Raw genomic sequence first — 25,279 nt, 5'->3', positions numbered from 1 at the left:
CATGCTTTTTGGGTACATACCCGGAACCTGAAACAAATATAGCCATTCAAAGGACGCCCCATATCCTGTTCATCAGCCTGGTCAATTTTTTGCTCAACTTTGCCGTGCAGGGCTCCCTTATCTTCATCCCCCTGCTGGGAGCCCAGCTGGGGGCGAGGGACTGGCAAATCGGTCTGGTGGGGGCATCTTACGGGGCGGCCTTTCTCTTTTCTTCCCTTTTTTGCGGCTGGAAGTCCGACTCTTTGGGAAGGCTTTTATTTGTGCGCCTGGGGTTAGCCGCCAGCGGTATGGCCTTTGCCGCCCAGTTGTTGGTTCAAAATCTTTTCGTTCTGATCGTGGTGCGTTCAGCCGTGGGCCTGTCCCTGGGAATTGCCACCGCGGCCTTGATTGCTTACGCCTTTGAGTCCGGCGCCGATATGGGCAAATATAGCTCTTACGGCTCCCTGGGCTGGATCTTCGGCGCTCTGGGGGCGGCGCTGTTGAAGGAATTCCACCTGCTCTTTATCACCAGCTCCATCTGCTGCCTGGTGGCCCTGGTCCTTTCCCTGGCTTTCAAGGAAAGTGCCGTTAAAAAGAGCAAAATTAACCCGAAGATAAGGCTGGTGGTCAGGCGCAATTTCCGGCTCTACCTGGCTGTATTCCTGCGCCACCTGGGGGCCACGGCCGTCTGGATTATCCTGCCCCTGTACTTTTCGTTGCTGGGCATAGACCGGTTCTGGATCGGTTTGCTCTGGGGAACTAATTTTGCCGTGCAGTTTGTGGTTATGCGCTTTTTGGAAAGGTTTGACGAAAATAAAGTCTTTGCCTTTGGTCAACTGCTCTCCATCGGGGTATTTACCGCCTATGCCTTTATCACCGCACGGCCGGCCTTGTTTGCGGTGCAGGCCCTCCTGGGGGTAGCGTGGTCCTGTCTTTATGTAGGCGCCCTGATTATTGTCCTGCGGAGCGGGGAAGAAAGGGGTACCGCCAGCGGTATCTTCCAGTCCACCTTAAACCTCTGTGGTGCTGTGGGTCCCTTCCTGGGCGGGTTGATCGCCGAGATTTGGGGGTACCATGGAGTGATGCTTTTCGCAGCCGGGCTGGGGGTGGCCGGCCTGCTGGTGGCCGTACCGGCAGCCCGGGAGGCGCCCGGGCATTCAGCTCGATGAAAAAATAGCATTGCTGCCAGAGCATAACTGGTTCTTGCCGGCAGGAACCGGTTATGCTATTATATTTTTAAGAATAAGTGCAGCGTGCTAATAGCTGAGGTGCGCTATTATGTGCAAGAACGATTGTTCCTGGAACTTAACGGCGGACCGGTTATTGCAGCCGGTACTGCTGTTTCTGCTGCGTTTAAAGCCTTCCCATGGTTACGAACTCATCCAGAGGCTGGCGCAGCTCGATTTGCTGGAGGGGGAAGCGGATCCGGCCACGGTGTACCGCAATTTGCGCCGCATGGAGCAGGAAGAGCTGGTCATCTCCAGCTGGGAGGCTACGGGAACCGGACCGGCCCGCCGCAGGTACGCGGTCACGCCTAAAGGGGACGAGTTGCTGGATGCCTGGATGGTGGCCGTACGCAGGCAGAAGGAGAAGCTGGAGAAGTTTATCCAGCTTTATGAAAATCACCTGAACTCGGAAAAGGCACGGGGAGGTGAAAACCTATTACCGGAGGGATGATTGTCCGCCCTGGAGTTTTGTGTCTGCCCGTTGCTGTGGAGGTGTGTGTGAACAATGTCACGAGCTCCCTTTCGCATCCTCCATGCCGGGGCCTTGCGGAGGCCCATGGGGGAGTGCGCGCAGGTTTTCAAGGAATGCTACCCGGACCTTCCCGTGGAGCTGGAGTCGGCGGGATCCCGGGAATGTGCCGCTCGCATTTGCGACGGCGGCATATATGATGTGGTGGCCCTGGCCGATACAGCTGTATTTGCCCGCTGGCTGGCACCCGATTATGTGGACTGCTATTTTGTCTTTGCCACCGACCAGATTGTGGTGGCCTTTGATCGCTTTTCCCGGGGCAGTGAGGAAATCACCCGGGACAACTGGATAGATGTGCTCCTTTCTCCGGGGGTGATCTACGGCCGTTCGAACCATAACCTGGATCCCTGCGGCTACCGGACGCTGATGGTCTGGCAGCTGGCGGAAAAGTTTTACGGCCGGCCGGGGCTTTACGAAGCCCTGCAGGACGGTTGTTCCCGGATATATCCCAAATCCATCGATTTGGCCGGGGCGCTGGTGGAAGGAAGGGTGGACTACGCATTTTTGTACTCCTCGGTAGTCCGCCAGCTGGGCTTGTGCCAGGTCAACCTGCCCTCCCGGATCAATCTTTCCAACCCCGCCCTGGCCGATTACTATGCCGCGGCCAGCGTCACTCTGGAAGGCAGGAAGCCGGGGGAAAAGGTTCTGCTTACCGGTGCGCCCATCGAGTTTGCCGTGGCAGTGCCCCGCAATGCCCGCTATCCCGTGGAGGCTCAATGGTTTGTAGAGTTCATTACCGGGGTGGAGGGCCAGCAGATCCTGGAGGGCTGCGGGCTTATTCCCTGTTAGTTGGGGAGGCTTGGATTAATCAAGGTATTCAGTTAATTGACTTTGTTCTACCGCCGGGCCGATATTAGCTATTGCGTAAAATCATGACAAAGGAGGTCTTCTTATGCATTTCCCCGTGTCCGGAGTTGATGTTTTCCCCCTTATACCCCCCCTGGTAGCTTTCCTGGTTTCTTCAGTTACGGCCTCGGCCGGGGTGTCCGGAGCCTTTCTGCTCCTGCCTTTTATGGTCAGCGTCCTCGGGTTTACCACTCCTGCCGTCAGTCCCACCAACCTGATCTACAATATTGTGGCCATCCCCGGGGGGCTGGCCCGTTACATAAGGGAGGGGCGCATGGCCTGGCCCCTCACCTGGGTGGTGGTAATTGCCACCTTACCGGGCGTTTTACTGGGTGCCTGGATCCGCATCCGGTACCTGCCCGACCCGAAAGCCTTTAAGTTTTTTGTGGGCCTGGTTCTGCTCTACCTGGGTGTCCGGTTGTTGTATGAAACCACCGGGCGTTACCTGAAGAGCAAAGAGCAGACCAAAAACCTGGAAAAGAAGTTCCGCGAGCGGGTGCAGCAGATCAAAAGCGAATCGGCAGGCCGCATTGCTGCGGGCCTGCCCCCGGAGGCGGTGGTCAAAACCCGCTCGGTATCCCTGCGCAAAATCGAATATGATTTCTGGGGGGAAACCTTTTCCTTCAGCACCATGGTAGTTTTTACCCTGGCCCTGGTGGTTGGTTTGATCGGCGGTATTTACGGCATCGGCGGGGGAGCCATCATTGCCCCCTTTGTGGTCTCTGTTCTGGGTCTGCCCGTATATACCGTTGCAGGGGCCGCACTGGCCGGCACTTTTCTCACCTCCATTGCCGGGGTTATCGTCTACCACCTCCTGTCCCTTACTACAGTAGGGGCCCAGGCCAGCGTCTCTCCCGACTGGCTGCTTGGAGCGCTTTTTGGCGTGGGTGGCCTGCTGGGCACCTATTTTGGAGCCTATCTCCAAAAGTATTTGCCCGACCGGCTGATCCGGGGGATCCTGGGTTCCCTGGTCACCTTTCTGGCAGTAAGTTACATCCTGCAATTTTTTGTTTAAAAAATGTCGTCTATTATTCATTGAAAAGCGGAAGTCGTTATGTTAACATGGGCTCAGATTCGATAGACCCACTTGTCAAATATGCTCCGGCTTGGCCTAATAAGGAGGATAGTGGTGGTGGGCAGTGAAAATCTGGTCCTGCGTATCGAGGGTATCCGTTCCGAGGATGATAGATTGGAAGTAAAAAAGGTTCTGGAAAGTATAGACGGTGTCAGCTGGGTTTGCGTGGACGAAACGGCCGGCACCGCTGTGGTTATATTCGATCCCGATCACACTCCCCAGGATGAGCTGATTAATGCGGTGATGGAAGCGGGCTACACGGTGAAGCGGTTTTTTAACAGTTAACGGGCGGGACATCCAGCTGGATGTGAAGGAAAGCCTCTGCGAATCCTGCGGTGATCTCTGCGGGGAAGATGTGAACTGCCGTGTTTGGGTTTACCAGGGAAAGGAATACACCACACCGCCCAAAGGAATGATCATCGATGCCATCCTCCGGGAAGTATATGGGGGACCAGCCGGGGCGGTGCATGGTCCTTCTAAAATGGAAACCCTGCCGGACAATTTGAAGCGGTTTTTCGCCGCCCGGCGAAATAAAGAAACGTGAACCTCCTCCGGGACAAGCCCGGGGGCTTCGTCCCGAAGGTTTCTCATGTCATCGGAATGCTGCCTGCTAAAGCGCAGGTCTTACGCTTTCCTCGTGAGCTACATCCCGGCATTTGCCGGGAAGGCCCGGTCCATGGGCGTCTACTACTTCGCCATTTGGCTACGTAGATACGTGCTTACTTCAAAGCACCAGTCTCTTTCGGGAATCAGTTTTACGCAGCGGCCCATTGACCCGCTGCAACCCCATACTGATTGTCAAAGAGCACAGGAATATTATACCACGGAAACAGATGTTTGTGAAGTATTTATCGCCCTACCGGGCGATGCCTCTTTCATCCTACGGCACAAGGCCGTAGGTTTTCAGAGGCAATTTTTCTATAAAAAAGAGTGGCGTAAAAGCCACTCTTTTTTATGACAGGCGTTTGTTGCCAGCTGTTGTTGCTCAGAACAAAAATGCAAAAACTATGGCAATTTACAACAGCCTATTGTATTAGAGTAATAGCATATAGTATAATAATGATTGTTAAATTAGCACCCGGTGGGTGTTTTACGGCTCAATGGGCAAACTATCCTGGTGATGTTTTCCTTGAAGGGTGAAGTGATCGTTACATTACCTGTTGATGTAATCCGGGTGGTCATCCCTCTCACTTTATATTTTGTGTTCATGTGGCTGGTCACCTTTTACCTGGGGAGATTGATTGGAGCGGATTATGCAACTACAACCACTCTTGCCTTTACCGCCGCCAGCAACGACTTCGAACTGGCCATCGCCGTGGCCGTGGCGGTCTTCGGCATCAACTCCGGCCAGGCCTTCGCCACCGTCATCGGCCCCCTGGTGGAGGTGCCCGTGCTGATCGGCCTGGTCAACGTGGCCCTTGCCTTCAGGCGCAAGTATTTCGCGTATGAATTGCGCTGAGCCAGCCAGTTTTTCAAATGTGACCGGCTTTTGGCAGGTTCCGTTCCACGGGATAGCTATTCTGGCATAATCAATGCCGGTAATATGCCAGTAAATCATGGAGGTGCAGATTGTTATGGAGATCAAGATTTTCGGGCCCGGCTGCCCAAAATGCAAGGCGCTGCATAAGGCGGTGACTGAAGTGGTCAGCGAGATGGGCTTGAGTGCTGATGTTAAGAAGGTGGAAAAATTAGAGGAGATAGTTCAAGCCGGGGTCATGCTAACCCCGGGCCTGATGGTTAACGGCAAGCTCAAGGTGTTCGGCAGGGTGCCCGGAAAAGAAGACATCAAGCGTTACATCGAGGAGGAGAAACAATAACAAAAAGAATCATAATTTCGACCTCGAAAGAAATGACATCGAGAAAGTTTGTGCGGAAGTGAAGAGACGCCTGCAGTGTAATCTGTAAATAACTGGTGAGGGTGGTGCGCACGATAAGCCTGAGATGCTGCCTGTACAATAATCTCCTCACTTTGCCCGATACCTGCGGGCACGAAAATGCGCGGGAGAAACACTCCCCGCTTTTTCTGTTTAAACTTTATTTTTACCAATACCAATAAGTCATTGTCAATATTACAATATACTAATATACTTGAATTAAGCAATGGTTACGGGAGGTGGAATTACATTGAGAAATCCGGGGTTTAAAAAGCGTGTAAATTAAATGGTGAAAGGGGTGCCGGCAATGAAAGAACGCGACAAATTCCTTTTAATGGTTGCTATTTTCCTGGCGGCGTTTTTCATCCCGCTGCACAACCCGCGGGTTCAGTCGGCCATCCTGGAAGCATTTTTCATGCTCCAGGACTACGCACAGAAGCACGTTTTGACCTGCCTGGTGCCGGCCTTTTTTATCGCCGGGGCCATTGCGGTGTTTGTTTCCCAGGCTTCGGTCTTAAAATACTTCGGGGCGGGGGCAAATAAAATTTTATCCTACGGCGTTGCCTCGGTGTCGGGTACCGTACTGGCGGTGTGTTCCTGCACGGTGTTGCCGCTTTTTGCGGGGATCTACACCCGCGGTGCCGGTATCGGCCCGGCCACGGCATTTCTCTATTCCGGCCCGGCCATCAATGTTTTGGCCATTATTCTTACTGCCCGTGTGCTGGGCTTCGATCTGGGAGTGGCCCGGGCGGTGGGTGCGGTTGTCTTTTCCATTATCATCGGCCTGCTCATGCACCTGATCTTTATCAAGGAGGAAAAGGCCAGGGAAGAGGCCGCCCTTACTTTACCGCCCCCTCCGGAAGACAGGAGGTCTTTGTGGCAGTACGGAGTTTACTTCCTGACCTTGGTACTGATCCTGATCTTTGCCGCCTGGGGCAAGCCGGCCCAGCCCGTAGGCTTCTTCAGTGCAGTTTACCAGGTGCACTGGTACCTCACCGCTTTCTTCCTGGTCGTGCTGGCTATAATATTGAAGCTCTGGTTTACTAAAGACGAGCTGGTGGGTTGGGTGGAGTCCACCTGGGGCTTTGCCAGGCAGATCTTCCCGCTCCTGCTGGGCGGCGTGCTGGTGGCCGGCTTTCTCATGGGCAGGCCCGGGGCCGATACGGGGATCATCCCGGCCAAATATATTTCGGCACTGGTGGGAGGAAACTCCCTTGGCGCCAACTTCCTTGCTTCCATAGTCGGGGCCCTGATGTACTTTGCTACCTTGACGGAAGTTCCCATCCTGCAGGGATTGCTCGGCAGCGGGATGGGCAAGGGCCCGGCACTGGCACTGCTTCTGGCCGGGCCGGCCTTAAGTCTGCCGAACATGATTGTGATCAGGCAGATAATGGGAACCAAAAAGGCCGCCGTCTATATTTCACTGGTTGTGATTATGTCCACCATTGCCGGGATGATTTACGGAGCCATCTGGGGATAGAAACCCGGCCGGGGCTGCTGGCCCTAAACGGACAGTGCAGCATCCAACTTGAGATTCTGGTATAGCTGGAGGGAAATCGCGTGCGAGTGGCACAATTCATTAATAAACACATGATCCAGCTTTTGATGGCGGTAATTGCCCTGGGACTGCTGCTGGGCTACCTGCTGCCCGATACCGGCAAGCGGCTGCAGGTTTTCTACCCGGTAGCGCTGTTCATTATGCTGTATCCCATGATGGTGGGAATTAAAATCGGCGAAGTGGTTGGAGCGGCCAGGCGGGTGGGATTCATGACGGTGGTGATGCTCCAGGCAAATACACAATTATAAGCAAACTTTTTTACATAAAATTGATGTATTTAAAAATTAAATGCGAGTGATAAAGGAATTTTTTGAGACAATCGAAAATAAAAGAATGTAATATTTCCGGGAGGTGGTAATGTTTGAACAGCAAAAGGGTGCTGGTTGTTGCGGCCGGGGGTACCCTTGGTTTACTGGCGGTAGTGCTGGTAGCCATGGGCAACCCGGCCAACATGGGCTACTGTGTGGCCTGTTTCCTCCGCGATATCACCGGTGGATTGGGTTTACACCGGGCAGCCCCGGTACAGTACATAAGGCCTGAAATTATTGGTCTGGTGCTGGGAGCCTTCCTTGCATCCCAGGCAACAAAGGAGTTCCGGCCCATTGGCGGTTCCAGTTCTTTTACCCGCTTTGTACTGGGTTTTCTGGCCATGATCGGCATGCTGGTTTTCCTGGGCTGTCCCGTACGTGCCGTCCTGCGGTTGGCCGGCGGTGATCTCAACGCCGGCGTAGGGCTGCTGGGTCTGGGAGCAGGGGTAGCCATCGGGGTCCAGTTTCTTAAGTCCGGTTTCAGCCTGGGGCGGGCTGTTCCCCAGCAAAAGGGTAACGGCTATATATTTACTTTATTTATGTTCCTTTTGCTCATTCTCTTGCTTGCGCGCCCATCCTTTATATTTTTCAGCGAGAAGGGTCCCGGTTCCATGCATGCTCCCGTATGGGCCGCCCTGGGGGCGGGCCTGGTGATTGGTGTGCTGGCCCAGCGTTCCCGGCTGTGCATGGTCGGCGGAATCAGGGACTTCATTATGTTCCGGGATGCCCACCTCTTGTACGGTTTTGTGGCCATATTTGTGGTCGCCCTGGTGGTAAACCTGGCGGTGGGGGCCTTCAAGATTGGGTTTGCGGGACAGCCGGTGGCTCATACCGACGGGCTCTGGAACTTTCTGGGGATGGCGCTGGCCGGATGGGCGGCAGTGCTTCTGGGCGGGTGCCCGCTGCGCCAGCTGGTTGCCGCCGCCGAAGGAAATACCGACAGTGCTTTGACTGTAATGGGTATTATATTTGGAGCTGCAGTTTCGCATAACTTCGGCCTGGCCGGCAGCCCCACCGGCGTGCCGGTAGGCGGCCAGATAGCTGTTATTCTTGGGTTGATAGCAGTGTTTATTATAGGTTGCGCAAACCGTCCAGTGGCAGTAAAGCGAGGTGTGAGCGTTGGTAAGGGAAGTTGACGCCAGGGGTTTGTTATGTCCCGAGCCGGTTTTACTGACCAAACAGGCTCTGGAAACTCTCGGGGCCGGAACCGTTAAGGTGCTGGTCAGCAGCGCCGCGGCCAGGGAGAATGTGTCCCGGCTGGCTGAAAGCAGGGGTTGGCAGGTTGAGGTCCTGGAACAGGGTGAGGATATTTTACTGGTCTTAACAAAAAGGTAATTCGTAATTCAGTGGTAATTTCAAGGATTATTTAAGCTCCGCTTCCTGTTTTATGGAAACGGGGCTTTTTAATGTTAGTGGAAACTTAAAAGACTTTGGTTTTAAGGTAAAGGCCAGGAAATTTTGAAAAGGTGTTTACAAAACGCACCGGTGGTGGTATTATTTCTATAGAGGCATTATGCATATAAGGGGGTGATTCATATGTGTTGCGGTGCCGGTCATGGCGGCAGGATGCATGCTCATGGCCATCAACACGGCTCTGGTTCCGGCCACGGCAGGGGTTGCTGCTGCCACGGGAGCGGCTTTCACCGGCGCGTCCTGACCAGGCAGGAGGAGCTGGCGCAGTTGGAGGCCTATCTCAAGGACCTGCAGGAAGAAATTAAGACAGTCGAGGAAAGGATTAAAGGGCTAAAAGGTTAGAAGATTATTTGAAGAAGGGGCCTGGTGCCCCTTCAGCACTATTGATCGCGGATGATCGCGGACACTTTGCCCGCTTGATCAAGGCCAGATGGCATAGGAGTGGTTCTGTGTTATTCAACGTCACCCTCTTTGTTTTTGCGGCAGCAGCTTTATGTATTTCTTTCCGGCGGGACCGGCAGAAGACAAAAAAGGCCCTGGCCATTGCCTGGAACTCCTTTCGCAACCTGATCCCCAGCATGCTGGGGATCATCGGGCTGATTGGCCTTATGCTGGCGCTGGTGCCCCGGGAGGTTATTGCGGGGCTCTTTGGAAATAACAGTCCTGCGGGCATTCTCCTCATTTCCCTGGCCGGCGCCGTTACCCTGATGCCCGCCTTTATCGCTTTTCCCCTGGCGGCTTCCCTTTTGCAATCCGGGGCCAGCGTGATGGCGGTGGCCTGTTTTATTACGACCCTGTTAATGGTGGGGATTATCACGGCCCCCATGGAAGTTAACTTTTTCGGTAAAAAATTTACTTTCTGGCGCAATGCCATCGGGTTTGTGCTGGCCCTGGTGATTGGGGGCGTGATGGGAGTGGTTCTGCAGTGAAATCCCAGCTCAGGAGATATGCCCTGTTTGCTTTAGTGGTGGTTGCCGACCTGTTTCTTTCCTGGCAATATCCAGCCAGGGGTAGTGAAGCTGTGAAAAGTGCCCTGGATTATCTGATGGAAATGCTATTGTTCATGCCGCCGATTTTCGTCCTGGTAGGCCTGCTGGACGTATGGGTTCCCCGTCAGATTGTGGAGAAGAACGTAGGACCGGACTCCGGTGTGCGCGGTGTGATTATCTCAATTCTGGTGGCCACTGCGGCGGCCGGTCCCCTTTATGCCGGTTTTCCGGTGGCCGGCACGCTGCTCAGAAAGGGCTGTCGTCTGGCCAATGCGGTAATTTTCCTGGGCACCTGGGCGACCATTAAAATTCCCATGTTGATGATGGAAGTCAAGTTTGTCGGGCTGCCCTTTGCGCTCTTGAGGCTGGCGTTAACCCTGCCGGCCATAATTGCTACGGGGTATCTCATGGAGATGATATTAAAGGTGAGGGAAACGGGAAGGTTTGCGCAGGGTGCCGGCGAAAAAAACTATTAATAAAATGTTTGCCCAGCACTCACCGTAACCAGGTTCTCTGGTAGTAATACTGCTAACCATATGCGGCTTTAGTCCCTGCGCAGGTACCCAGCACTCACAGCAACCGGGTTCTCTATAGTAACTGCTTACCATATGCGGCTTTAGTCTCTGCGCAGGTACCTGGATCCGGTGAGTGCTGGGTGAGTGCTGGGTGAGTGCTGGGTCACCGGAGCAAGCGAGAGCCAGAACTGGGTAGCTGGAAGGTGGGGACAACCCGGACCCGGGGCGGGGGTTGTCCCACATAGGTTTCAACCGGTAAGCGAGGGATGCCTGATGTGCAGAAATCACGGTCCCGGCCACCGGCACGGCGACTGCCGGTGTGCCGGGGCTCCTATGGAGCGGTTTATGCAGCCGTGCCTTTTGCTTTTGCTTCACCGCCGTTCGGCCCACGGTTACGAACTGATGCAAAGCTTGAGGGAGTTTGGCTTCCATGACAGTGAGGCCGACCCGGGTACGGTTTACCGCAATTTGCGCCGCCTGGAAGAGGAAGGCCTGGTTTCTTCCCGGTGGGATACCAGCGGTGGCGGTCCGGCCAGGCGCCTGTACCGTTTAACTCCGGAAGGGGAGGAACTGCTCCATGCCTGGGCGGAAGCAATAACACACAACAAAAGGCGGCTGGAATATTTTCTGGCCAGGTACCGGGAGGAGTTTGGGCAAAGATGACACGTTCGCAGCCGGGATGCGGTTCTTCAGGTGAAGGATGGGTCCCGGGATCGTCCTGGTAACATAAAGGCCCCAGCCGGTGTCCATAAACCGGCGGGACCTTTATCCATGGCCTTATTACTGCAGCAGCAAGTCGTTTTAACGAGCCGGATGCGATTATTAACCCAGGATTTCCTTCAGGTCCTGATCGGGAGTGGTGATCAGCTTCAGGTTGTAGTTGTCCTGCAGCACCTTGAGCACGTTGGGTGTGATGAATGCCGGTGCGGACGGGCCGATGCGGATGTTTTTGATGCCCAGGTGGAACAGGGTGAGCAGGATGGCCACGGCCTTTTGCTCGAACCAGGACAGCACCAGGCTCAGGGGCAGGTCGTTCACGCTGCAGTTAAAGGCCCTGGCCAGGGCTGCGGCCACCTGGATGGCCGAGTAGGCGTTGTTGCACTGGCCCATATCGATCAACCGCGGGATTCCTTCAATTTCGCCCAGATCCAGGTAGTTGAACTTGAACTTGCCGCAACCCAGGGTCAGCACCACGCAGTCCCCGGGCACTTTCTGTACAAATTCGGTGTAGTAGTTCCGGGATTTCTTCACCCCGTCGCAGCCGCCCACCAGGAAGAAGTGGCGGATCTTGCCGGCTTTAACGGCGTCGATGATTTTACCGGCCAGGGCTAAAACGGCGTTGTGGTGGAAGCCCGTCAGCAGTGTCCCGCCCTCTTTTTCCGGCAGAGGTGGCAGCGATTTGGCTTTTTCAATTACCGGCGTGAAGTCCCGGTTTTTGATATGGGTTACATCCGGCAGCCCGGCTATGCCGCAGGTAAACATGCGGTCCTTGTAGGATTCCTTGGGAATGAGCACGCAGTTGGTGGTGCCCAGAATGGCGCCGGGAAACTGGTCGAATTCAGTTTTCTGGTTCTGCCAGGCACTGCCGTAGTGACCGGCCAGGTGGGGGAATTTTTTCAGCTCCGGGTAAGCATGGGCCGGGAGCATTTCCCCGTGGGTGTACACGTTGATTCCGGTGCCTTCTGTTTGTTTCAGCAATTCGTACAGGTCTAAAAGGTCGTGTCCGGTGATCAGGATGGCCGGGCCGGCCTTGGTGCCCGTGGAGACTCTGGTTGGCTCAGGGGAACCGAAGCGTTCCACGTGGGCCTTATCCAAAAGCTCCATGACCCGCAGGTTCATTTCGCCGCACTTGAGTACCAGTTCAATGTGCCGGTTTAAATCGAAGTCCACGTTGGTCAGGGTGGTAAACAGCGCTTCATGCATGAAGGCGTCCACCTGTTCATCCCTGGCACCCAGTTCCCGGGCGTGGTAAGCGTAAGCGGCAATCCCTTTCAAAGCGATGATTATGGTATCCTGCAAACTGGCGATGTCCTCGTTTTTGCCGCATACACCTGCTTTAGTACAACCGGTGCCGTTGGCCGTCTGTTCACACTGGTAACAAAACATGTGCTTTTCACCCTCCTTGAGAATTTTTTTGTTTAACCATTAGCTTACATTATAGGCCTGGCAAGGAAGAGGGGCAGTGATTTGGCTCACAGAAAAGATGTGCTTTTAGTAATCCTCACCGGTCCGTTGATGATCCGGCCTTTCATTGAGCGGCTGCCTGTTTCATACCCGGGCAGGGAACGGCTAATAAATGTCGAAACATTCCTTTAGGGTGAATATTGATGCTGGTTTTGCACGGAACCTGGCTTCCCGCCGGTGTGGTGGGTAAGGACAGCGGCTATTTTTTTGTGTGGGGAGAACTGGCTCCCGGGACAGAGTTCGGTGATAAGGTGCTGCCCCGCCGGCGGGGACGCCGGCCCCGGGGATGGCACCCCGGACAGGCTGAAGTGGCCGATTTATACCACGGGATGGATTTAAAGCGGGTGCCGGATACCGTAGAGCTCTGGGTCCTATTGCCCTCCTCCGGGGGGCGGCCGCTGCCTTCACCCCTTTTACCGGTGGCCGGTGCTGCCGATGAACCTGTTTTTCCGGATGAAGAGGTCGTCTTAAGGCCCTGGCTGGTGGAGGGGTTTTTGTTTCCTGCCGGGCAGGCCGCAGAGATGCTTTTAAGGGGCCGCTTTTCCCAGGAGGTGGTCATGCCGTCTGCCGGCTGGCACTACTGGCGCCGGGTAACGCTCTGGGCCATGGAGCTGATGGTCAGGCAGCGGTTTATCCCCCTGCTGGATGAAAAAAGCTATCAGGCTGTCTGGAGACCCGTGTTCAACGCCCGGGAAGACCTCTCCCGGCTGGAGTTGCTGGCCCGGTCCATGCCCCCGGTATGCCGTGCCGTGGCCGCTTTGAAAAATGGCCCCGGCCTGCCGGAAGGGACCGCAACCATCCTGCCGGCACCCGATGTTCTGGTGATGGATTTTGTCCGCCGGGTGGTGCAGGAAAAAATATCCGGATGGCTGGCTCCATCGCCCGGAGCACGTATCAAAGACCGTCAAAACGATCCGGCTGCTCGCTGGGTGCAGGCGCTGGGCCGTGGGGGAGGGCCGGTGGAACTGCCGGAGGACATGCTCAAGGAAATGACCGGGCAATTAATAGCCTGGCGCTTGCCCCTGTCCCGGCGCCGGCAGGTGCCTTTTCGCACCTGTTTCCGCCTGGAACCGCCGCCCGATGGCGAAAAAACCTGGACATTAAGTTTCTTTTTACAGGCCGTGGATGATCCCAGCCTGCTGGTGCCGGTGGAAATGGTGTGGAAGGAAAGCGGCGCCGCCCTGACCTTCCTGCACCGGCGCTTTGAAAACCCCCAGGAGCGCCTCCTGGCCGACCTGGGGCAGGCCTGCCGGCTGTTTCCGCCGCTGGAAAGGTCCCTGCAGGACCCCTGCCCCACCCGTTGTGAACTCAGCACCGCCGAGGCGTATACTTTCCTGAAGCAGGCCGTGCCGTTGTTTCAGGAAAGGGGTTTGGGCGTGCTGGTACCTTCCTGGTGGGGTGAGGGAGCTGCCGGCCCCGTCCCGGGTGTGCGTTTGAGGTTGAGAAGGTACAAGGAGGGGCAGAGCGAAGGGGTGGGCCGGGGACTCCTCGGACTGGATACCCTGGTGGAGTTCCACTGGGAGCTGGCCCTGGGCGGGGAAACCATCAGCAGGGAAGAATTTGAAAAGCTGGTGGCCATGAAGCTTCCCCTGGTGAAGGTGAGGGGACAGTGGGTGGAACTGGAGCCCCGGCAGGTGGAGAAGATTCTGGAATTGCTGGCCGGCAACAGGAAAAATAACGTCATGACCCTGGGAGAAGCCATGCGCCTGGCGGCGGGGATGCCGGCCCGGGCCGGCCTGGAGCTGGATGACCTGCCGGTGCTGGACGTGACGGGAGAGGGAGAACTTTCCCCGCTGCTGGAGAAATTGAAGAATGAGGATAAACTGGACCCGCAGCCGGTGCCGGCGGGATTCCGGGGGCAGCTGCGCCCGTACCAGGAAAGGGGTTTTTCCTGGCTGGCCTTTTTAGCCCGCATGGGTATGGGCGGCTGCCTGGCCGACGATATGGGACTGGGCAAGACCGTGCAGTTTATTGCTTTTTTGCTGCACCGCCTGGAAGAGGGGCAACCCCGGGGGCCGGCGCTGCTGGTCTGCCCCACTTCAGTGGTGGGCAACTGGCAGCGGGAAGTGGCCCGTTTCGCCCCGGGCTTGAAGGTTCTGGTTCATCACGGGCCGCAGCGGTTGCGGGGAAAGAAGTTTGTTCGGGAGGCCGGGGCCTGCCACCTGGTTCTGACCACCTATTCCCTGGCCCAGCGGGATGAACGCCTGCTGGCGGAAGTGGAATGGGACGGGGTGGTGCTGGACGAGGCCCAGAACATCAAAAACCCGGCTGCCAAGCAGACCCGCAGCGTGAAGAAATTGAAGGCCGGCTACCGTTTTGCCCTTACCGGCACACCGGTGGAAAACCGCCTTTCGGAATTATGGTCCATCGTGGACTTTTTAAACCCCGGTTTTTTAGGCCCGGCGGCCGATTTCAACCGCCGTTTTGCCCTGCCCATAGAGCGGTACGGGAACCAGGAAAAGACCCGGCGGCTGCAGCAGCTGGTGAAGCCATTCATCCTGCGCCGGGTGAAAACCGACCCCCGCATTATCCAGGACCTGCCGGAAAAACAGGAAAGCCGGGTCTACTGTAACCTCACCAGGGAGCAGGCCACCCTGTATGAAGCGGTGGTCCAGGAGATGATGGAACGCATAGAAGAGGCGGAAGGCATGGAGCGCCGGGGCCTGATTCTGTCCGCTCTCACCAGGTTAAAACAGATCTGCAACCACCCGGCGCAGTTTCTTGGCGACGGCATACTGGCGGCCCGGCGGTCCGGTAAAATGAAGCGTCTTCTGGAAATGCTGGAAGAAGTGCTGGCCGGCGGCGAGAAGGCGTTGATCTTTACCCAGTTTGCCCGCATGGGGGAAATATTGAAGAACCACCTGCAGGCCCATTTTGGCCGGGAGGCACTTTTCCTGCACGGTGGTGTGGGCCAGCGCCAGCGGGACCGCATGGTGGAGCGCTTCCAGCAGCAGTCCGGGCCGCCGTTTTTCGTGATTTCCCTGAAGGCCGGCGGGGTGGGCCTGAACCTGACGCGGGCCAACCACGTTTTCCACTTCGACCGCTGGTGGAACCCGGCAGTGGAAGACCAGGCCACCGACCGGGCCTTCCGCATAGGACAGAAGCTCAATGTTTTCGTCTACAAGTTTGTTACCAGTGGCACCCTGGAAGAGCGCATAGACCAGCTGATTGAGGAAAAAAAGACCCTGGCCGCCAGTATTGTGACCGGCGCCGAGGAGTGGCTGACGGAAATGACCACTGCAGAATTGCGGGAGTTGTTGGCCCTGCGCGCCCAGGCCCTGGGTGAAGAATAGCAAGGGGGATGGTGAAGGCTTTTGGCTCCCAAAAGAGGTTTTGGTGCCACCTGGTGGGGCAGGCGCTGGCTCGAGGTACTGGAATCCTTCGGCTGGGATACGCGACTGCGGCGGGGACGGGCTTACGCCCGGGCAGGCAATGTTCTGGAAATCGACATAAAACCCGGGGTGGTTTCGGCCCGGGTGCAGGGCAGCCGCCCGCGTCCCTACCGGGTAAGCATAGAGGTTAAGACCCTTTCGGACCGGGAATGGGAAAGGGTAACAGGTATAATGGCCGGCCGGGCCGTTTTTGCCGCCCTGCTGCTGGCGGGGGAAATGCCCCGGGACATTGAAGAGGCCTTCCGCCAGGCGGGCCTGTCCCTGTTCCCCCGCTCGGCAGGGGATATCAGGACCGACTGCTCGTGTCCCGACTGGGCCAATCCCTGCAAGCATATTGCCGCCGTCTATTACCTGCTGGGGGAGAAATTTGATGAAGACCCCTTTTTCCTTTTCCTGCTCCGGGGGCGCACCCGGGAGCAGTTGATTTCCGCCCTGAGGGAAAAAAGGGCGGCCCGGGCAGAACAGGAGCAGGGGGAGGAGATTGCTCAGGCTTTCCCGGAACCAGCCGGCCCGCCCCTGGAAGGGCAACTGGACCGCTTCTGGGATGAGGGTGAAGAGCTGGCCGGCCTGCGCTTTTGGCCGGTGCCGCCGGAAGTGGAGGCCGGGCTGTTGAAAACCCTTGGACCGCCTCCATTCTGGAAGGGGAAGGAGCCGCCGGAGGTGGTCCTGGCCGGCATCTACCGGCTCATAAGCCGCCGGGCGCAGGAAGAATGGCCCGGCGATAGTGACCGGGGTACCGGTTGATCCCCTCCGGCGGGAAAATCTGCTCTTGATTCCGGAAGGAAGCCGGTGGCAAAGAGTTAAAAAAAGCTGGTGATAAAGCTGGGGAGGATAAGTATGGAAAAACTGATTGAAGAAATTATTGCCCGGGTGGTAAAAAACCACCGGGGCAAAACTGGCTACCGCACTCCCCTGGTGGGTTTTGCCCGGGCCGGTGATCCCGGATTTGCTAAATTAAAGGAAGTGGTCGGTTCCGGCCATTTGCTGCCGCAGGACTTGCTGCCGGGTGCCCGCTCCGTGGTGGCCTTTTTCCTTCCCTTTACTCCGGAACTGGTGAATATCCACCGCCGGGATCCTTACGTGAGCCGCCGGTGGGCGGAGGCCTACATTGAAACAAACCAGTTGATCGGCAAAACATGCCGTGTGCTGGCCCGGGAACTGGAAGACCGCGGGGTAAAGGCTGCCTGGTGTGAGCCCACCCATAATTTTGACCCGGTGGCCCTGGTGTCTTTCTGGTCCCACAAACATGTAGCCTGCCTTTGCGGGCTGGGTACCTTCGGGCTGCACCACATGCTCATCACCCCGTCCGGGTGTGCCGGCCGCCTGGGGAGCCTGGTGGTGGACGTGGACCTCTCCCCGAACCCGCCGGCTGCCGGGGAGAACTGCCTGTACCGGCGGGAGGGATCCTGCACGGCCTGTGTAAAACTCTGCCCCACCGGGGCGTTGAGTGTGGAGGGACTGGACAAAGAGAAATGTTACCGGCGCCTTCTGGAGGTGGACGCTTACTACACCGACCTCGGCCTTTGCGACGTTTGCGGCAAATGCGCCACCGGCCCCTGCGCCCTGGGGGTGCCGTGACATGGGCGGTGGTTCGTTTGCAGCGAGAGAAGAGTGCTGCGAAAAGGCGCGGCAGGATTTGGCAACAGATCTCTGGAGGTGGGCGTGCGACCATGTTAATCCGGGACTTCATGGCCAGGGAGCCCGTATGTCTGCGACCTGATGATAACGTTCAACACGCGGCAAAGATTTTTAGTAAATATGAAATTGACGGGGCACCGGTGGTTGACGAAACCGGGAAGCTGGCCGGGATTTTTACCAAAACTCATGTCATGCGGGCCATTGCCGGAGGCATGCCCGTGGACACTCCTGTACGGCACCTGATGCGCCGTCAGGTGTACACCATATTTGAAGATGACGTACCTGAGAGTGCATGGGAGATGGCCCTGAAGTACGGAATTGGGCGTGTGCCGGTAGTGGACCGGCAGAACCGGCTGGTCGGCATGATGACCCGGACCCGTTTGGTGCAGGCTTTTGAGCAAAAATATAAAAATATTATCAGTTTTTTGAATGCAGTTCTGAACTGTGCCCTGAGCGGCATTTGTGCCGTCAACGAAAAAGGAACGGTGGTTATTTTCAACCAGTCCGCCGCACAAATTACCGGGCTGTCGGTTGACCAGGTGGTGGGCCGTCATATTGAAGAGGTCATCCCGCAATCGGGTTTGCTGAAAGTGCTGCAGACGGGTAAGGCCAGTTACGGCCAGAAGATTGTCCTGCACCAGACCACCGTCATTGCCAACCAGGCACCTGTAATTTATGGCAACAAGATCATCGGTGCGGTGAGTCTTTTTCATGATGTTTCCGAGGTGGAAGCACTTTCCCAGCAGCTGGAAACGGTAAAAAGAATGGCTCAGGAACTGGATACCATTATTAATGCATCCAGTGAGGGAATTGCCCTGGTCGATCAGGAGGGAAGATTGATTAAGCTTAACCGCACCTACGAGCAGGTGGAAGGGGTTTGTGGGGAAAAGATCCGGGGGTTAAGGGCGAAGGACCTCGTCCAAAAGGGTTACCTGTCCTTCCTGGCCGTACTGGCGGCGCTGGAAAAGGGGGGTTCCGCCTGTGTCATCGAGCGCCTGCGGACGGGGCGGGAGGTGCTGACCACCGCCACTCCCATAGTGGACGAGCATAGCCGGGGCATTCGCCGGATTGTGGTAAACTGCCGGGACCTGACCGAGCTGGCCGAATTGCGCCGCCAGCTGGAAGAAGAGAGGGCGCGCTACCATGCCGAACTGGAAAGCCTGCGCTGGGAAGCCCGGGAATCGGACAGGATGGTGGCCAAAAGCTCATCCATGAGGGACGTGCTGGCCGTGGCCCAAAGGGTGGCGCCCTATGACAGCAATATTCTCATTCTCGGTGAATCGGGAACCGGTAAAGATCTCCTGGCCCGCTTCATCCACCACCGGTCTGCCAGGGCGACGGGGCCGTTTATTTCCGTTGACTGTGCGGCCATACCGGAAAATCTTTTGGAGTCTGAACTGTTTGGATATACGGCGGGTGCTTTTACCGGTGCCGACCGCCAGGGGAAACCGGGGCTGATCGAAATGGCGGACGGAGGCACGCTGTTTTTAAATGAAATTGGAGAACTTCCCCCGGGCCTCCAAGCAAAACTTTTAACGGTTATTCAGGAAAAACAGGTGCGTCGTTTGGGGGGAATAAAACCGTGCCCTGTAAACTTCCGCTTGATTGCGGCCACCAACAGGAATCTGGAGCAAATGGTGGAGAAGGGGGCTTTTCGCAGGGATCTTTACTACAGGATAAATGTGATCCCTATTCGCATCCCTCCCCTGCGGGAGCGACCCGAGGATATTGCCCCACTGGTGCATCACTTCCTGCATCGTTTTAACAAAAAGTTCAATGTTTTCAGGCAGATAGCCCCTGAAACTATGGAGTGGTTGCAAAACTACCCCTGGCCCGGTAATGTCCGGGAACTGGAAAACGTCATGGAGCGGCTGGTGGTCATTTCCGTGGAAGAGGTGATCAAGCCGGGGTCTTTGCCGGAACAAATCAGGAAAATGGCCGCTTCTGCACTGGTGAAAAAGGGGAACCCGGAACCGGCGATGCTTTTAAACCTGTACCAGCAGCTGGGGAGCACAAGGAAAGTGGCTGCAGCTTTGGGTGTAAACCAATCCACTGTAGTGAGGTGGTTGAAGAAATACGGATACAATCTTTCCGCCACCCGTTCTCAACCGGGGCGAGCATTGCTGCATGATAGTTAAAGGCCGCCTCTAGTTAAGGGCCGCCTCTGTTAAAACGCCGGGGGCGGTTTTTGTTTTGATGCAGTCCCGATGCTTTTCAGTTAGTGCATCAGGCGGGCGGCACATTCAAAAGGGGATCTGAGGGAAAGGGGCTTTTAAAACTTTAAGGGCCGGGCGAATAAAGACAACCCTGCCCACCTTTTTTCTTCCTGGCACTGTTGTTGCATGAATTTTTAGAATTAAAATGCTGGTGCAAAAACCGCCCGGCGGGCGAATAAACCGTATTTGGGAGAGTAATAACGAGGGGGAGTTGAAGAATATGCAGGACGTGGTAATAGTTGCGGCTGCGCGAACGGCCATTGGTGACTTTGGCGGTGCGTTCAGGAACATGCTTTCCCACCAGCTGGCCGTTCCGGTAATTCAAGAAGTGTTAAGGCGGGCGGGCATAGCAGGGGATATGGTAGATGAAGTGATCCTGGGGAATTGCGTCCAGCGTTCCGACGAACCCAACGTGGCCAGAACGGCGGCCCTGGTGGCCGGTTTGCCGGTGCAGGTCACGGGTATGACCATCCAGCGCCAGTGTTCCTCTGCGATGCAGGCCATTGTTTCCGGCTACCAGCAAATCGCCACCGGTGATTCGGAAATTGTGGTGGCCGGGGGTACCGAGTCCATGAGTTCCGCCCCCTATGTGCTGAAGGGCGCCCGCTGGGGTCAGCGCCTGCAGCATGGTGAAATGACCGATGCTCTCTGGGAGACTTTGACTGACCCCATCCACCGCATTCTTATGGGTGAAACGGCCGAAAGGCTGGCGGACAAATACGGGATCACCCGGGAGGAACAGGACGAGATTGCCCTGCGCAGCCACCAGAACGCCTGCCGGGCCATTGAAGAAGGGCGCTTTAAGGAGGAAATTGTCCCGGTGGCCGTACCGCAGCGCAAAGGGCCCCCCAAGGTGGTGGACAGGGACGAACACCCCCGCCCGGACGTGACCATGGAAAAGCTGGCCCAGCTTCCTCCGGTTTTCCGCAAGAACGGCACGGTTACGGCCGGCAACGCCTCGGGGCTCAACGACGGCGCAGCGGCGGTGTTGCTCATGTCCGCGTCTAAAGCCGGGGAGCTGGGTTTAAAGCCCATGGCCCGCATTGTCAGTTTCGCCCGGGCCGGGGTGGAGCCGGACCTGATGGGTTACGGGCCGGTGCCGGCCATCCGCAAGGCACTCAAGAGGGCCGGTCTTACCCTGGGAGATATCCAGTTGATTGAATTAAACGAAGCCTTTGCCGCCCAGTACCTGGCCTGCGAAAAGCTATTGGAATTAAACCGGGAGATTACCAATGTCAACGGCAGCGGCATCGCCCTGGGCCATCCCGTGGGATGTACCGGCGCGCGCATAGTGGTAACCCTCCTTTACGAAATGGCCCGCCGCAACCTCCGCCTGGGCCTGGCTTCCCTGTGTGTCGGCGGCGGTATGGGGATGGCCATGATTCTGGAAAGGGAAAGCGATTAGGAGGGATGACCATGTCATATCAACTAACGGAAGAACTGGAGATGCTCCGCCAGGTGGTAAGGCGGATGGCCGAAGAAAAGGTGGCTTCCCGGGCCGCCGCTATAGACGAGGAAGATGCCTATCCCTGGGATTTGAAAGAGTTATTTGCCGGGCAGGGACTTTTGGGGGTCGGGGTGCCGGAGGAATACGGCGGCACCGGACAGGGCCTGCCGGCGGTGTGCCTGATTGTGGAGGAGATCGCCAGAGTTTCTGCATCCGCCTCTTTAATTGTGGCGGCCCAGGAACTGGGGTTGATGCCCATTTTGCTGGCCGGGACAGAGGAGCAAAAGGAAAAGTACCTTCCTACCCTGGCCTCGGGGGAGCGCATCTGTGCCTTTGCCCTTACCGAACCCAATGCCGGTTCCGACGCCGGTTCGATTAGAACCTGGGCTCGCCGTGAGGGGGACATGTACCTGCTTTCCGGGCAGAAATGCTTCATCACTAACGGTGGTATAGCCGATGTTTACACTGTTTTTGCCAGCACAGACCCGGGCCGGGGTTTGAAGGGCCTTTCAGCTTTCATTGTGGAAAAGGATTACCCCGGTTTTTCGATTGGTAAGAAGGAAAAGAAAATGGGGGTCAGGGGCTCTCCCACCACGGAGCTCATTTTTGAGGATTGCCCGGTGCCGGCTGCAAATCTCTTGGGGAAGGAGGGGGATGGATTTAAGATTGCCATGATGACCCTGGACCGCACCCGCCCGGTAATCGGTGCCCAGGCAGTGGGCATTGCCCAGGGGGCTCTGGATTATGCCGTCAATTACACCCGGGAGCGGGTGCAGTTTGGCAGGCCGGTTGCCTCTTTCCAGGGACTGCAATTCATGATGGCCGACATGGCCACCAGAGTGGAAGCAGCCCGCCAGCTGGTTTATAGAGCGGCCTTTTTCATCGAAAATGCCGCTGCGCTGGGAGCTTCCACCGGCGAAATCAGCCGGTTGTCGTCCATGAGCAAGCTTTTCGCTTCTGACGTGGCCATGCAGGTGACCGTGGATGCGGTGCAACTTCTGGGGGGTTACGGCTACATGCGGGAGTACCCCCTGGAGCGTATGATGCGCGACGCCAAGATCACCCAGATTTATGAGGGAACCAACCAGATTCAGCGGCTGGTTATCGCCCGGACCCTGCTGGAAAATGAAAAATAGGAGGGGTTTTCATGTTCGCTCTGGCTCCCCTGACCGGGGCCGAAAGGCAAAAATACATGGCCATTGGCTCCATTTAAAGTCCCCAGGGGAGTACTCTTTATCGACCAGTTGCCCAAAACTCCCAGCGGCAAAATTCTGAAGCGGGATCTGCGTTTAATATATCGTGATTACTTTCAAAAGTAATTTTGCAATGTTGTGACAGAAAAATCGGAAAGGAGTGGTCAATATAAAAATTGAAAACATTGCCATTATCGGTGCCGGTACCATGGGTGCCGGTATCGCCCAGGTGGCCGCCATGGCCGGCTACCGGGTGATTTTATCCGATATCAAAGAAGAATTTGTGCAGGGCGGGTTGGCCCGTATCCGCTCCGGCCTGGAACGTCTGGCGGCCAGGGGAAAGCTGTGCGAACAGGACGTAACATCGATTATGGGAAGGCTTGCCCCTGCCGTTGGGCTGGTCGGGGTAGAGAGGGCAGACCTGGTTTTTGAAGCCATTATCGAAAACATGGAGCAAAAGAAGGCTCTCTACCGGGAACTGGACGGCACCTGCCGTCCGGAAACCATCTTTTGTTCCAATACTTCGGGTCTTTCCATCACAGAGATGGCTTCCGTCACCCGCCGGGCAGACAAATTTATAGGAACTCATTTCTTTAATCCCGTGCCGGTCATGCAGTTGGTGGAGATCATCCGCGGGGAAGAAACCAGCGATGAAACCTATAACATTGCCCGGGAAGTGTGTGAGCGGATGGGCAAAACCGTCATCACGGTTAAGGAAGCCCCCCTGTTTGTGGTCAACCGCATTCTAGTTCCCATGATCAACGAGGCTATCTTTGTGTTGCAGGAAGGCATCGCTTCGGCGCAGGACATTGACAAAGGGATGAAATTGGGTGCCAACCACCCAATTGGCCCGCTGGCTTTAGCGGACTTGATTGGGCTTGATGTGCTGCTGATGGTTATGGATACCCTTTACCAGGAAACCTGCGACTCCAAATACCGCCCGGCACCCCTGCTAAGAAAGCTGGTGCGGGCAGGACATCTGGGACGAAAAACCGGTAGAGGTTTCTATCAATATCAGTGAGGTGATGGCTTATGATGAAATATCCGCTTCTGGTTCGCACCATTTTAGAGCGCTCCCGCCAGTTATTCCCGAAAAAAGAAATAGTGTCCCGGGACTTTTCCGGTATTTTCCGCTACACCTACGGCGAATTTTACGAGCGCGTGTGCCGCCTGGCCAATGTACTGGAAAAACTGGGAGTAAAGCGGGGGGACCGGGTGGCCACCCTGGCCTGGAACAACCACCGCCACCTGGAATTGTACTTTGCCGTACCCTGTACCGGTGCGGTTTTGCACACGGTCAATTTACGCTTGTTTTCTGAGCAAATAGTCTATATCTTAAACCATGCCGGGGATAAATTGATATTTATTGACGAAGACCTGGTGCCGATTATCGAGGGGATCAAAGAGCAAATTAAAACCATAGAGCTTTTTGTAATCATGACCGATAAGGAAAGTATTCCCGGTACTTCCTTGAGTCCGGTGTACTCTTATGAGGACCTGTTACGGGAAGCTCCCCCCGTTTATGATTTCCCCACCGATCTCGATGAGTGGTCCCCGGCGGCCATGTGCTACACCACTGCTACCACCGGTGATCCGAAAGGGGTTATGTACTCCCACCGGGCTCTGTACCTGCACAGCTTGATGTCGGGTATGGTGGATACCTTTGCGGTATCTGAAAAAGATGTGCTGATGCCGGTTGTACCCATGTTTCACGTCAATGCCTGGGGATTGCCCTTTACGGCCACACTGGTGGGGGCCAAGCAGGTATTGCCCGGGGTGCGTCCCGATCCCCGGACGCTGTGCAGCCTTATCGAGTCGGAACGCGTGACCGTTACTGCAGGTGTACCCACCATCTGGATGGAATGTTTCAAGCTGCTGGAGGACGGTTCCTACGATGTAAGCAGCCTGAACCGGATTCTGGCTGGCGGTTCGGCCATACCGCGGGTGTTTATTGAAGCGTATGAAAAGAAGCTGGGTATTAATGTAATGAATGTTTACGGCATGACGGAAACCACCCCCATTACCCTTGTGTCCCGTCCCAAGAGCTATATGCTTGACTGGCCCGAAGAACAACTTTACCAGGTGAGGGCGAAACAGGGCCTTTTTGTGCCGGGGATAGAAATGAGGGTGGTCGACGAAAACGGCAACAGCGTGCCCAGGGATGGGCGTGCCATGGGAGAGCTGCAATTCAGGGGGCCCTGGATAACCGAGGAATATTACAAGGACCCGGAGCGCACCAGGGACGCCCTGCGGGATGGGTGGTTCAGAACCCAGGACATTGTTACAGTTGATGAGGAAGGTTACGTGTATATCTGTGACCGGTCCAAGGATTTGATTAAGAGCGGAGGCGAATGGATTTCTTCCGTGGATCTGGAGAACACCATCATGGCTCATCCGGCTGTGGCGGAGGCAGTGGTCATTGCCATGCCCCATGAAAAATGGCAGGAAAGACCACTGGCCTGTGTGGTGCTCAAGGAGGAATTCCGGGGGAAGGTTACAGCGGAAGATATTCTGGAATTTTTACGGGGGCGGGTGGCCAAATGGTGGCTGCCGGACCGTATAGAATTTATCGACGAAGTTCCCAAAACCAGCGTGGGGAAATTTAATAAAAAGGCTTTACGGCAAAGGTTTTTCCCGGAACATTATAGTGCTTGATAGTTTGGCGAGAGAGCCTGCCGGTAGACGGCAGGTTTTTTCGTTGTTATTTTTCATTCTTATCAAGACTCACCGGGCTATAGAATAATTAAATGACCCATATAGAAGGATTTTATGGGCCTGCGATGAAAAATAAATAGCGGGGAGAGCGGGGCTGGTGCCTCCCGCGGGCTGCAAACCCGTCGGCCTGCCTGCAACCCAGGCGGGAGTCCGGTTCGATTCCGACCTCTCCCCTCCAGTTT

The 25,279-nt window shown here is 56.0% G+C and carries 25 protein-coding genes, 1 tRNA gene and 1 pseudogene; 26 read left to right on the top strand and 1 reads right to left on the bottom strand.

Annotation, left to right across the window (positions count from 1 at the left end; all coding sequences use genetic code 11):
• The first annotated feature begins 8 nt into the window (after nt 1-8).
• The 17 genes and pseudogenes from G7K71_RS05410 (at nt 9) to G7K71_RS05330 (ending at nt 10,975) form a co-directional block, all read left to right on the top strand.
• Nucleotides 9-1,148 carry an MFS transporter gene (locus G7K71_RS05410; RefSeq protein WP_166344038.1) on the top strand — a complete coding sequence of 380 codons (1,140 nt, stop codon included), beginning with the start codon at nt 9-11 and terminating at the stop codon, nt 1,146-1,148.
• 109 nt (nt 1,149-1,257) lie between these two features.
• Nucleotides 1,258-1,656 (top strand): PadR family transcriptional regulator, encoded by a 399-nt coding sequence (locus G7K71_RS05405; RefSeq protein WP_166344036.1) that lies wholly within the window; start codon nt 1,258-1,260, stop codon nt 1,654-1,656.
• Nucleotides 1,657-1,710: 54 nt separating this feature from the next.
• Nucleotides 1,711-2,523 carry an extracellular solute-binding protein gene (locus tag G7K71_RS05400; RefSeq protein ID WP_166344034.1) on the top strand — a complete coding sequence of 271 codons (813 nt, stop codon included), beginning with the start codon at nt 1,711-1,713 and terminating at the stop codon, nt 2,521-2,523.
• Nucleotides 2,524-2,626: 103 nt separating this feature from the next.
• The gene (locus G7K71_RS05395; RefSeq protein WP_166344032.1) at nt 2,627-3,595 is read left to right on the top strand and encodes a sulfite exporter TauE/SafE family protein; all 969 of its coding nucleotides are present in this window, start codon (nt 2,627-2,629) and stop codon (nt 3,593-3,595) included.
• A 117-nt stretch (nt 3,596-3,712) separates the two neighbouring features.
• Nucleotides 3,713-3,940 carry a heavy-metal-associated domain-containing protein gene (locus tag G7K71_RS05390; RefSeq protein ID WP_166344030.1) on the top strand — a complete coding sequence of 76 codons (228 nt, stop codon included), beginning with the start codon at nt 3,713-3,715 and terminating at the stop codon, nt 3,938-3,940.
• A gap of 22 nt (nt 3,941-3,962) precedes the next feature.
• Nucleotides 3,963-4,199, top strand: a complete 237-nt coding sequence (locus tag G7K71_RS05385; RefSeq protein ID WP_313884891.1) for a DUF2703 domain-containing protein — start codon at nt 3,963-3,965, stop codon at nt 4,197-4,199.
• A gap of 132 nt (nt 4,200-4,331) precedes the next feature.
• A complete protein-coding gene (locus tag G7K71_RS05380) occupies nt 4,332-4,613 on the top strand; it encodes a hypothetical protein (RefSeq protein WP_166344028.1) in 282 nt (93 codons plus the stop codon).
• Between the two features lie 150 nt (nt 4,614-4,763).
• Nucleotides 4,764-5,114, top strand: a pseudogene (locus G7K71_RS05375) (arsenic resistance protein); the annotation flags it as partial.
• 115 nt (nt 5,115-5,229) lie between these two features.
• Nucleotides 5,230-5,472, top strand: coding sequence for a thioredoxin family protein (locus G7K71_RS05370; protein WP_166344026.1), 243 nt, complete (start codon nt 5,230-5,232; stop codon nt 5,470-5,472).
• A 364-nt stretch (nt 5,473-5,836) separates the two neighbouring features.
• Nucleotides 5,837-7,009 carry a permease gene (locus G7K71_RS05365; RefSeq protein WP_166344024.1) on the top strand — a complete coding sequence of 391 codons (1,173 nt, stop codon included), beginning with the start codon at nt 5,837-5,839 and terminating at the stop codon, nt 7,007-7,009.
• A gap of 80 nt (nt 7,010-7,089) precedes the next feature.
• Nucleotides 7,090-7,335 carry a hypothetical protein gene (locus G7K71_RS05360; RefSeq protein WP_207712661.1) on the top strand — a complete coding sequence of 82 codons (246 nt, stop codon included), beginning with the start codon at nt 7,090-7,092 and terminating at the stop codon, nt 7,333-7,335.
• 113 nt (nt 7,336-7,448) lie between these two features.
• Nucleotides 7,449-8,531, top strand: a complete 1,083-nt coding sequence (yedE, locus tag G7K71_RS05355; protein WP_166344022.1) for a YedE family putative selenium transporter — start codon at nt 7,449-7,451, stop codon at nt 8,529-8,531.
• Entirely contained in the window at nt 8,515-8,730 is a 216-nt protein-coding gene (locus G7K71_RS05350; protein WP_166344020.1) for a sulfurtransferase TusA family protein, read from the top strand. The genes yedE and G7K71_RS05350 overlap by 17 nt, the downstream gene beginning before the upstream one ends.
• 201 nt (nt 8,731-8,931) lie before the next feature.
• Complete coding sequence (locus tag G7K71_RS05345) at nt 8,932-9,150, top strand: DUF5320 family protein (protein ID WP_166344018.1); 219 nt, start codon at nt 8,932-8,934, stop codon at nt 9,148-9,150.
• A gap of 107 nt (nt 9,151-9,257) precedes the next feature.
• A complete protein-coding gene (locus G7K71_RS05340; RefSeq protein WP_121452149.1) occupies nt 9,258-9,737 on the top strand; it encodes a permease in 480 nt (159 codons plus the stop codon).
• Nucleotides 9,734-10,273, top strand: a complete 540-nt coding sequence (locus tag G7K71_RS05335; protein WP_166344017.1) for a permease — start codon at nt 9,734-9,736, stop codon at nt 10,271-10,273. Before G7K71_RS05340 ends, G7K71_RS05335 begins: the two co-directional genes overlap by 4 nt.
• A gap of 312 nt (nt 10,274-10,585) precedes the next feature.
• The gene (locus tag G7K71_RS05330) at nt 10,586-10,975 is read left to right on the top strand and encodes a helix-turn-helix transcriptional regulator (RefSeq protein ID WP_166344015.1); all 390 of its coding nucleotides are present in this window, start codon (nt 10,586-10,588) and stop codon (nt 10,973-10,975) included.
• A gap of 159 nt (nt 10,976-11,134) precedes the next feature.
• Here the strand turns inward: G7K71_RS05330 and hcp are convergent, their stop codons facing one another.
• The gene (gene hcp / locus G7K71_RS05325; protein ID WP_166344013.1) at nt 11,135-12,418 is read right to left on the bottom strand and encodes a hydroxylamine reductase; all 1,284 of its coding nucleotides are present in this window, start codon (nt 12,416-12,418) and stop codon (nt 11,135-11,137) included.
• Nucleotides 12,419-12,639: 221 nt separating this feature from the next.
• Between hcp and G7K71_RS05320 the strand changes: the two genes are divergently transcribed.
• The 9 genes from G7K71_RS05320 to G7K71_RS05280 all read left to right on the top strand — a co-directional run bounded on the left by G7K71_RS05320 (nt 12,640) and on the right by G7K71_RS05280 (nt 25,275).
• The gene (locus tag G7K71_RS05320; protein WP_207712659.1) at nt 12,640-15,789 is read left to right on the top strand and encodes a DEAD/DEAH box helicase; all 3,150 of its coding nucleotides are present in this window, start codon (nt 12,640-12,642) and stop codon (nt 15,787-15,789) included.
• A 21-nt stretch (nt 15,790-15,810) separates the two neighbouring features.
• Nucleotides 15,811-16,632 (top strand): SWIM zinc finger family protein, encoded by an 822-nt coding sequence (locus tag G7K71_RS05315; protein ID WP_166344011.1) that lies wholly within the window; start codon nt 15,811-15,813, stop codon nt 16,630-16,632.
• A 93-nt stretch (nt 16,633-16,725) separates the two neighbouring features.
• On the top strand, nt 16,726-17,466 hold the full coding sequence (locus G7K71_RS05310; RefSeq protein ID WP_166344009.1) for an epoxyqueuosine reductase: 741 nt from the start codon (nt 16,726-16,728) through the stop codon (nt 17,464-17,466).
• A gap of 92 nt (nt 17,467-17,558) precedes the next feature.
• A complete protein-coding gene (locus G7K71_RS05305; RefSeq protein WP_166344007.1) occupies nt 17,559-19,664 on the top strand; it encodes a sigma-54-dependent Fis family transcriptional regulator in 2,106 nt (701 codons plus the stop codon).
• 298 nt (nt 19,665-19,962) lie between these two features.
• Entirely contained in the window at nt 19,963-21,147 is a 1,185-nt protein-coding gene (locus tag G7K71_RS05300) for an acetyl-CoA C-acetyltransferase (protein WP_166344005.1), read from the top strand.
• Nucleotides 21,148-21,158: 11 nt separating this feature from the next.
• Entirely contained in the window at nt 21,159-22,325 is a 1,167-nt protein-coding gene (locus G7K71_RS05295; protein ID WP_166344003.1) for an acyl-CoA dehydrogenase, read from the top strand.
• A 232-nt stretch (nt 22,326-22,557) separates the two neighbouring features.
• A complete protein-coding gene (locus tag G7K71_RS05290) occupies nt 22,558-23,403 on the top strand; it encodes a 3-hydroxybutyryl-CoA dehydrogenase (protein WP_166345113.1) in 846 nt (281 codons plus the stop codon).
• Between the two features lie 11 nt (nt 23,404-23,414).
• Nucleotides 23,415-25,037, top strand: coding sequence for a long-chain fatty acid--CoA ligase (locus G7K71_RS05285; protein ID WP_166344001.1), 1,623 nt, complete (start codon nt 23,415-23,417; stop codon nt 25,035-25,037).
• Nucleotides 25,038-25,178: 141 nt separating this feature from the next.
• A tRNA-Cys gene (locus G7K71_RS05280) sits at nt 25,179-25,275 on the top strand.
• Nucleotides 25,276-25,279 lie beyond the last annotated feature (4 nt).

This window comes from Desulfofundulus sp. TPOSR, from assembly GCF_011393055.1.
GTDB lineage: Bacteria > Bacillota > Desulfotomaculia > Desulfotomaculales > Desulfovirgulaceae > Desulfofundulus > Desulfofundulus kuznetsovii.
The sequence above is the reverse complement of the archived record's forward strand: the minus strand, read 5'-3'. Positions and strand labels throughout refer to the sequence as shown.

Bases quoted from the DNA above. Each gene is read 5' to 3' on its own strand.
- G7K71_RS05405 (WP_166344036.1), top strand. From the start codon at position 1,258: ATGTGCAAGAACGATTGTTCCTGGAACTTAACGGCGGACCGGTTATTG.
- G7K71_RS05400 (WP_166344034.1), top strand. From the start codon at position 1,711: ATGTCACGAGCTCCCTTTCGCATCCTCCATGCCGGGGCCTTGCGGAGG.
- G7K71_RS05395 (WP_166344032.1), top strand. From the start codon at position 2,627: ATGCATTTCCCCGTGTCCGGAGTTGATGTTTTCCCCCTTATACCCCCC.
- G7K71_RS05380 (WP_166344028.1), top strand. From the start codon at position 4,332: ATGGGCGTCTACTACTTCGCCATTTGGCTACGTAGATACGTGCTTACT.
- G7K71_RS05370 (WP_166344026.1), top strand. From the start codon at position 5,230: ATGGAGATCAAGATTTTCGGGCCCGGCTGCCCAAAATGCAAGGCGCTG.
- G7K71_RS05365 (WP_166344024.1), top strand. From the start codon at position 5,837: ATGAAAGAACGCGACAAATTCCTTTTAATGGTTGCTATTTTCCTGGCG.
- G7K71_RS05345 (WP_166344018.1), top strand. From the start codon at position 8,932: ATGTGTTGCGGTGCCGGTCATGGCGGCAGGATGCATGCTCATGGCCAT.
- G7K71_RS05330 (WP_166344015.1), top strand. From the start codon at position 10,586: ATGTGCAGAAATCACGGTCCCGGCCACCGGCACGGCGACTGCCGGTGT.
- hcp (WP_166344013.1), bottom strand. From the start codon at position 12,418: ATGTTTTGTTACCAGTGTGAACAGACGGCCAACGGCACCGGTTGTACT.
- G7K71_RS05320 (WP_207712659.1), top strand. From the start codon at position 12,640: ATGCTGGTTTTGCACGGAACCTGGCTTCCCGCCGGTGTGGTGGGTAAG.
- G7K71_RS05310 (WP_166344009.1), top strand. From the start codon at position 16,726: ATGGAAAAACTGATTGAAGAAATTATTGCCCGGGTGGTAAAAAACCAC.
- G7K71_RS05305 (WP_166344007.1), top strand. From the start codon at position 17,559: ATGTTAATCCGGGACTTCATGGCCAGGGAGCCCGTATGTCTGCGACCT.
- G7K71_RS05300 (WP_166344005.1), top strand. From the start codon at position 19,963: ATGCAGGACGTGGTAATAGTTGCGGCTGCGCGAACGGCCATTGGTGAC.
- G7K71_RS05295 (WP_166344003.1), top strand. From the start codon at position 21,159: ATGTCATATCAACTAACGGAAGAACTGGAGATGCTCCGCCAGGTGGTA.
- G7K71_RS05285 (WP_166344001.1), top strand. From the start codon at position 23,415: ATGATGAAATATCCGCTTCTGGTTCGCACCATTTTAGAGCGCTCCCGC.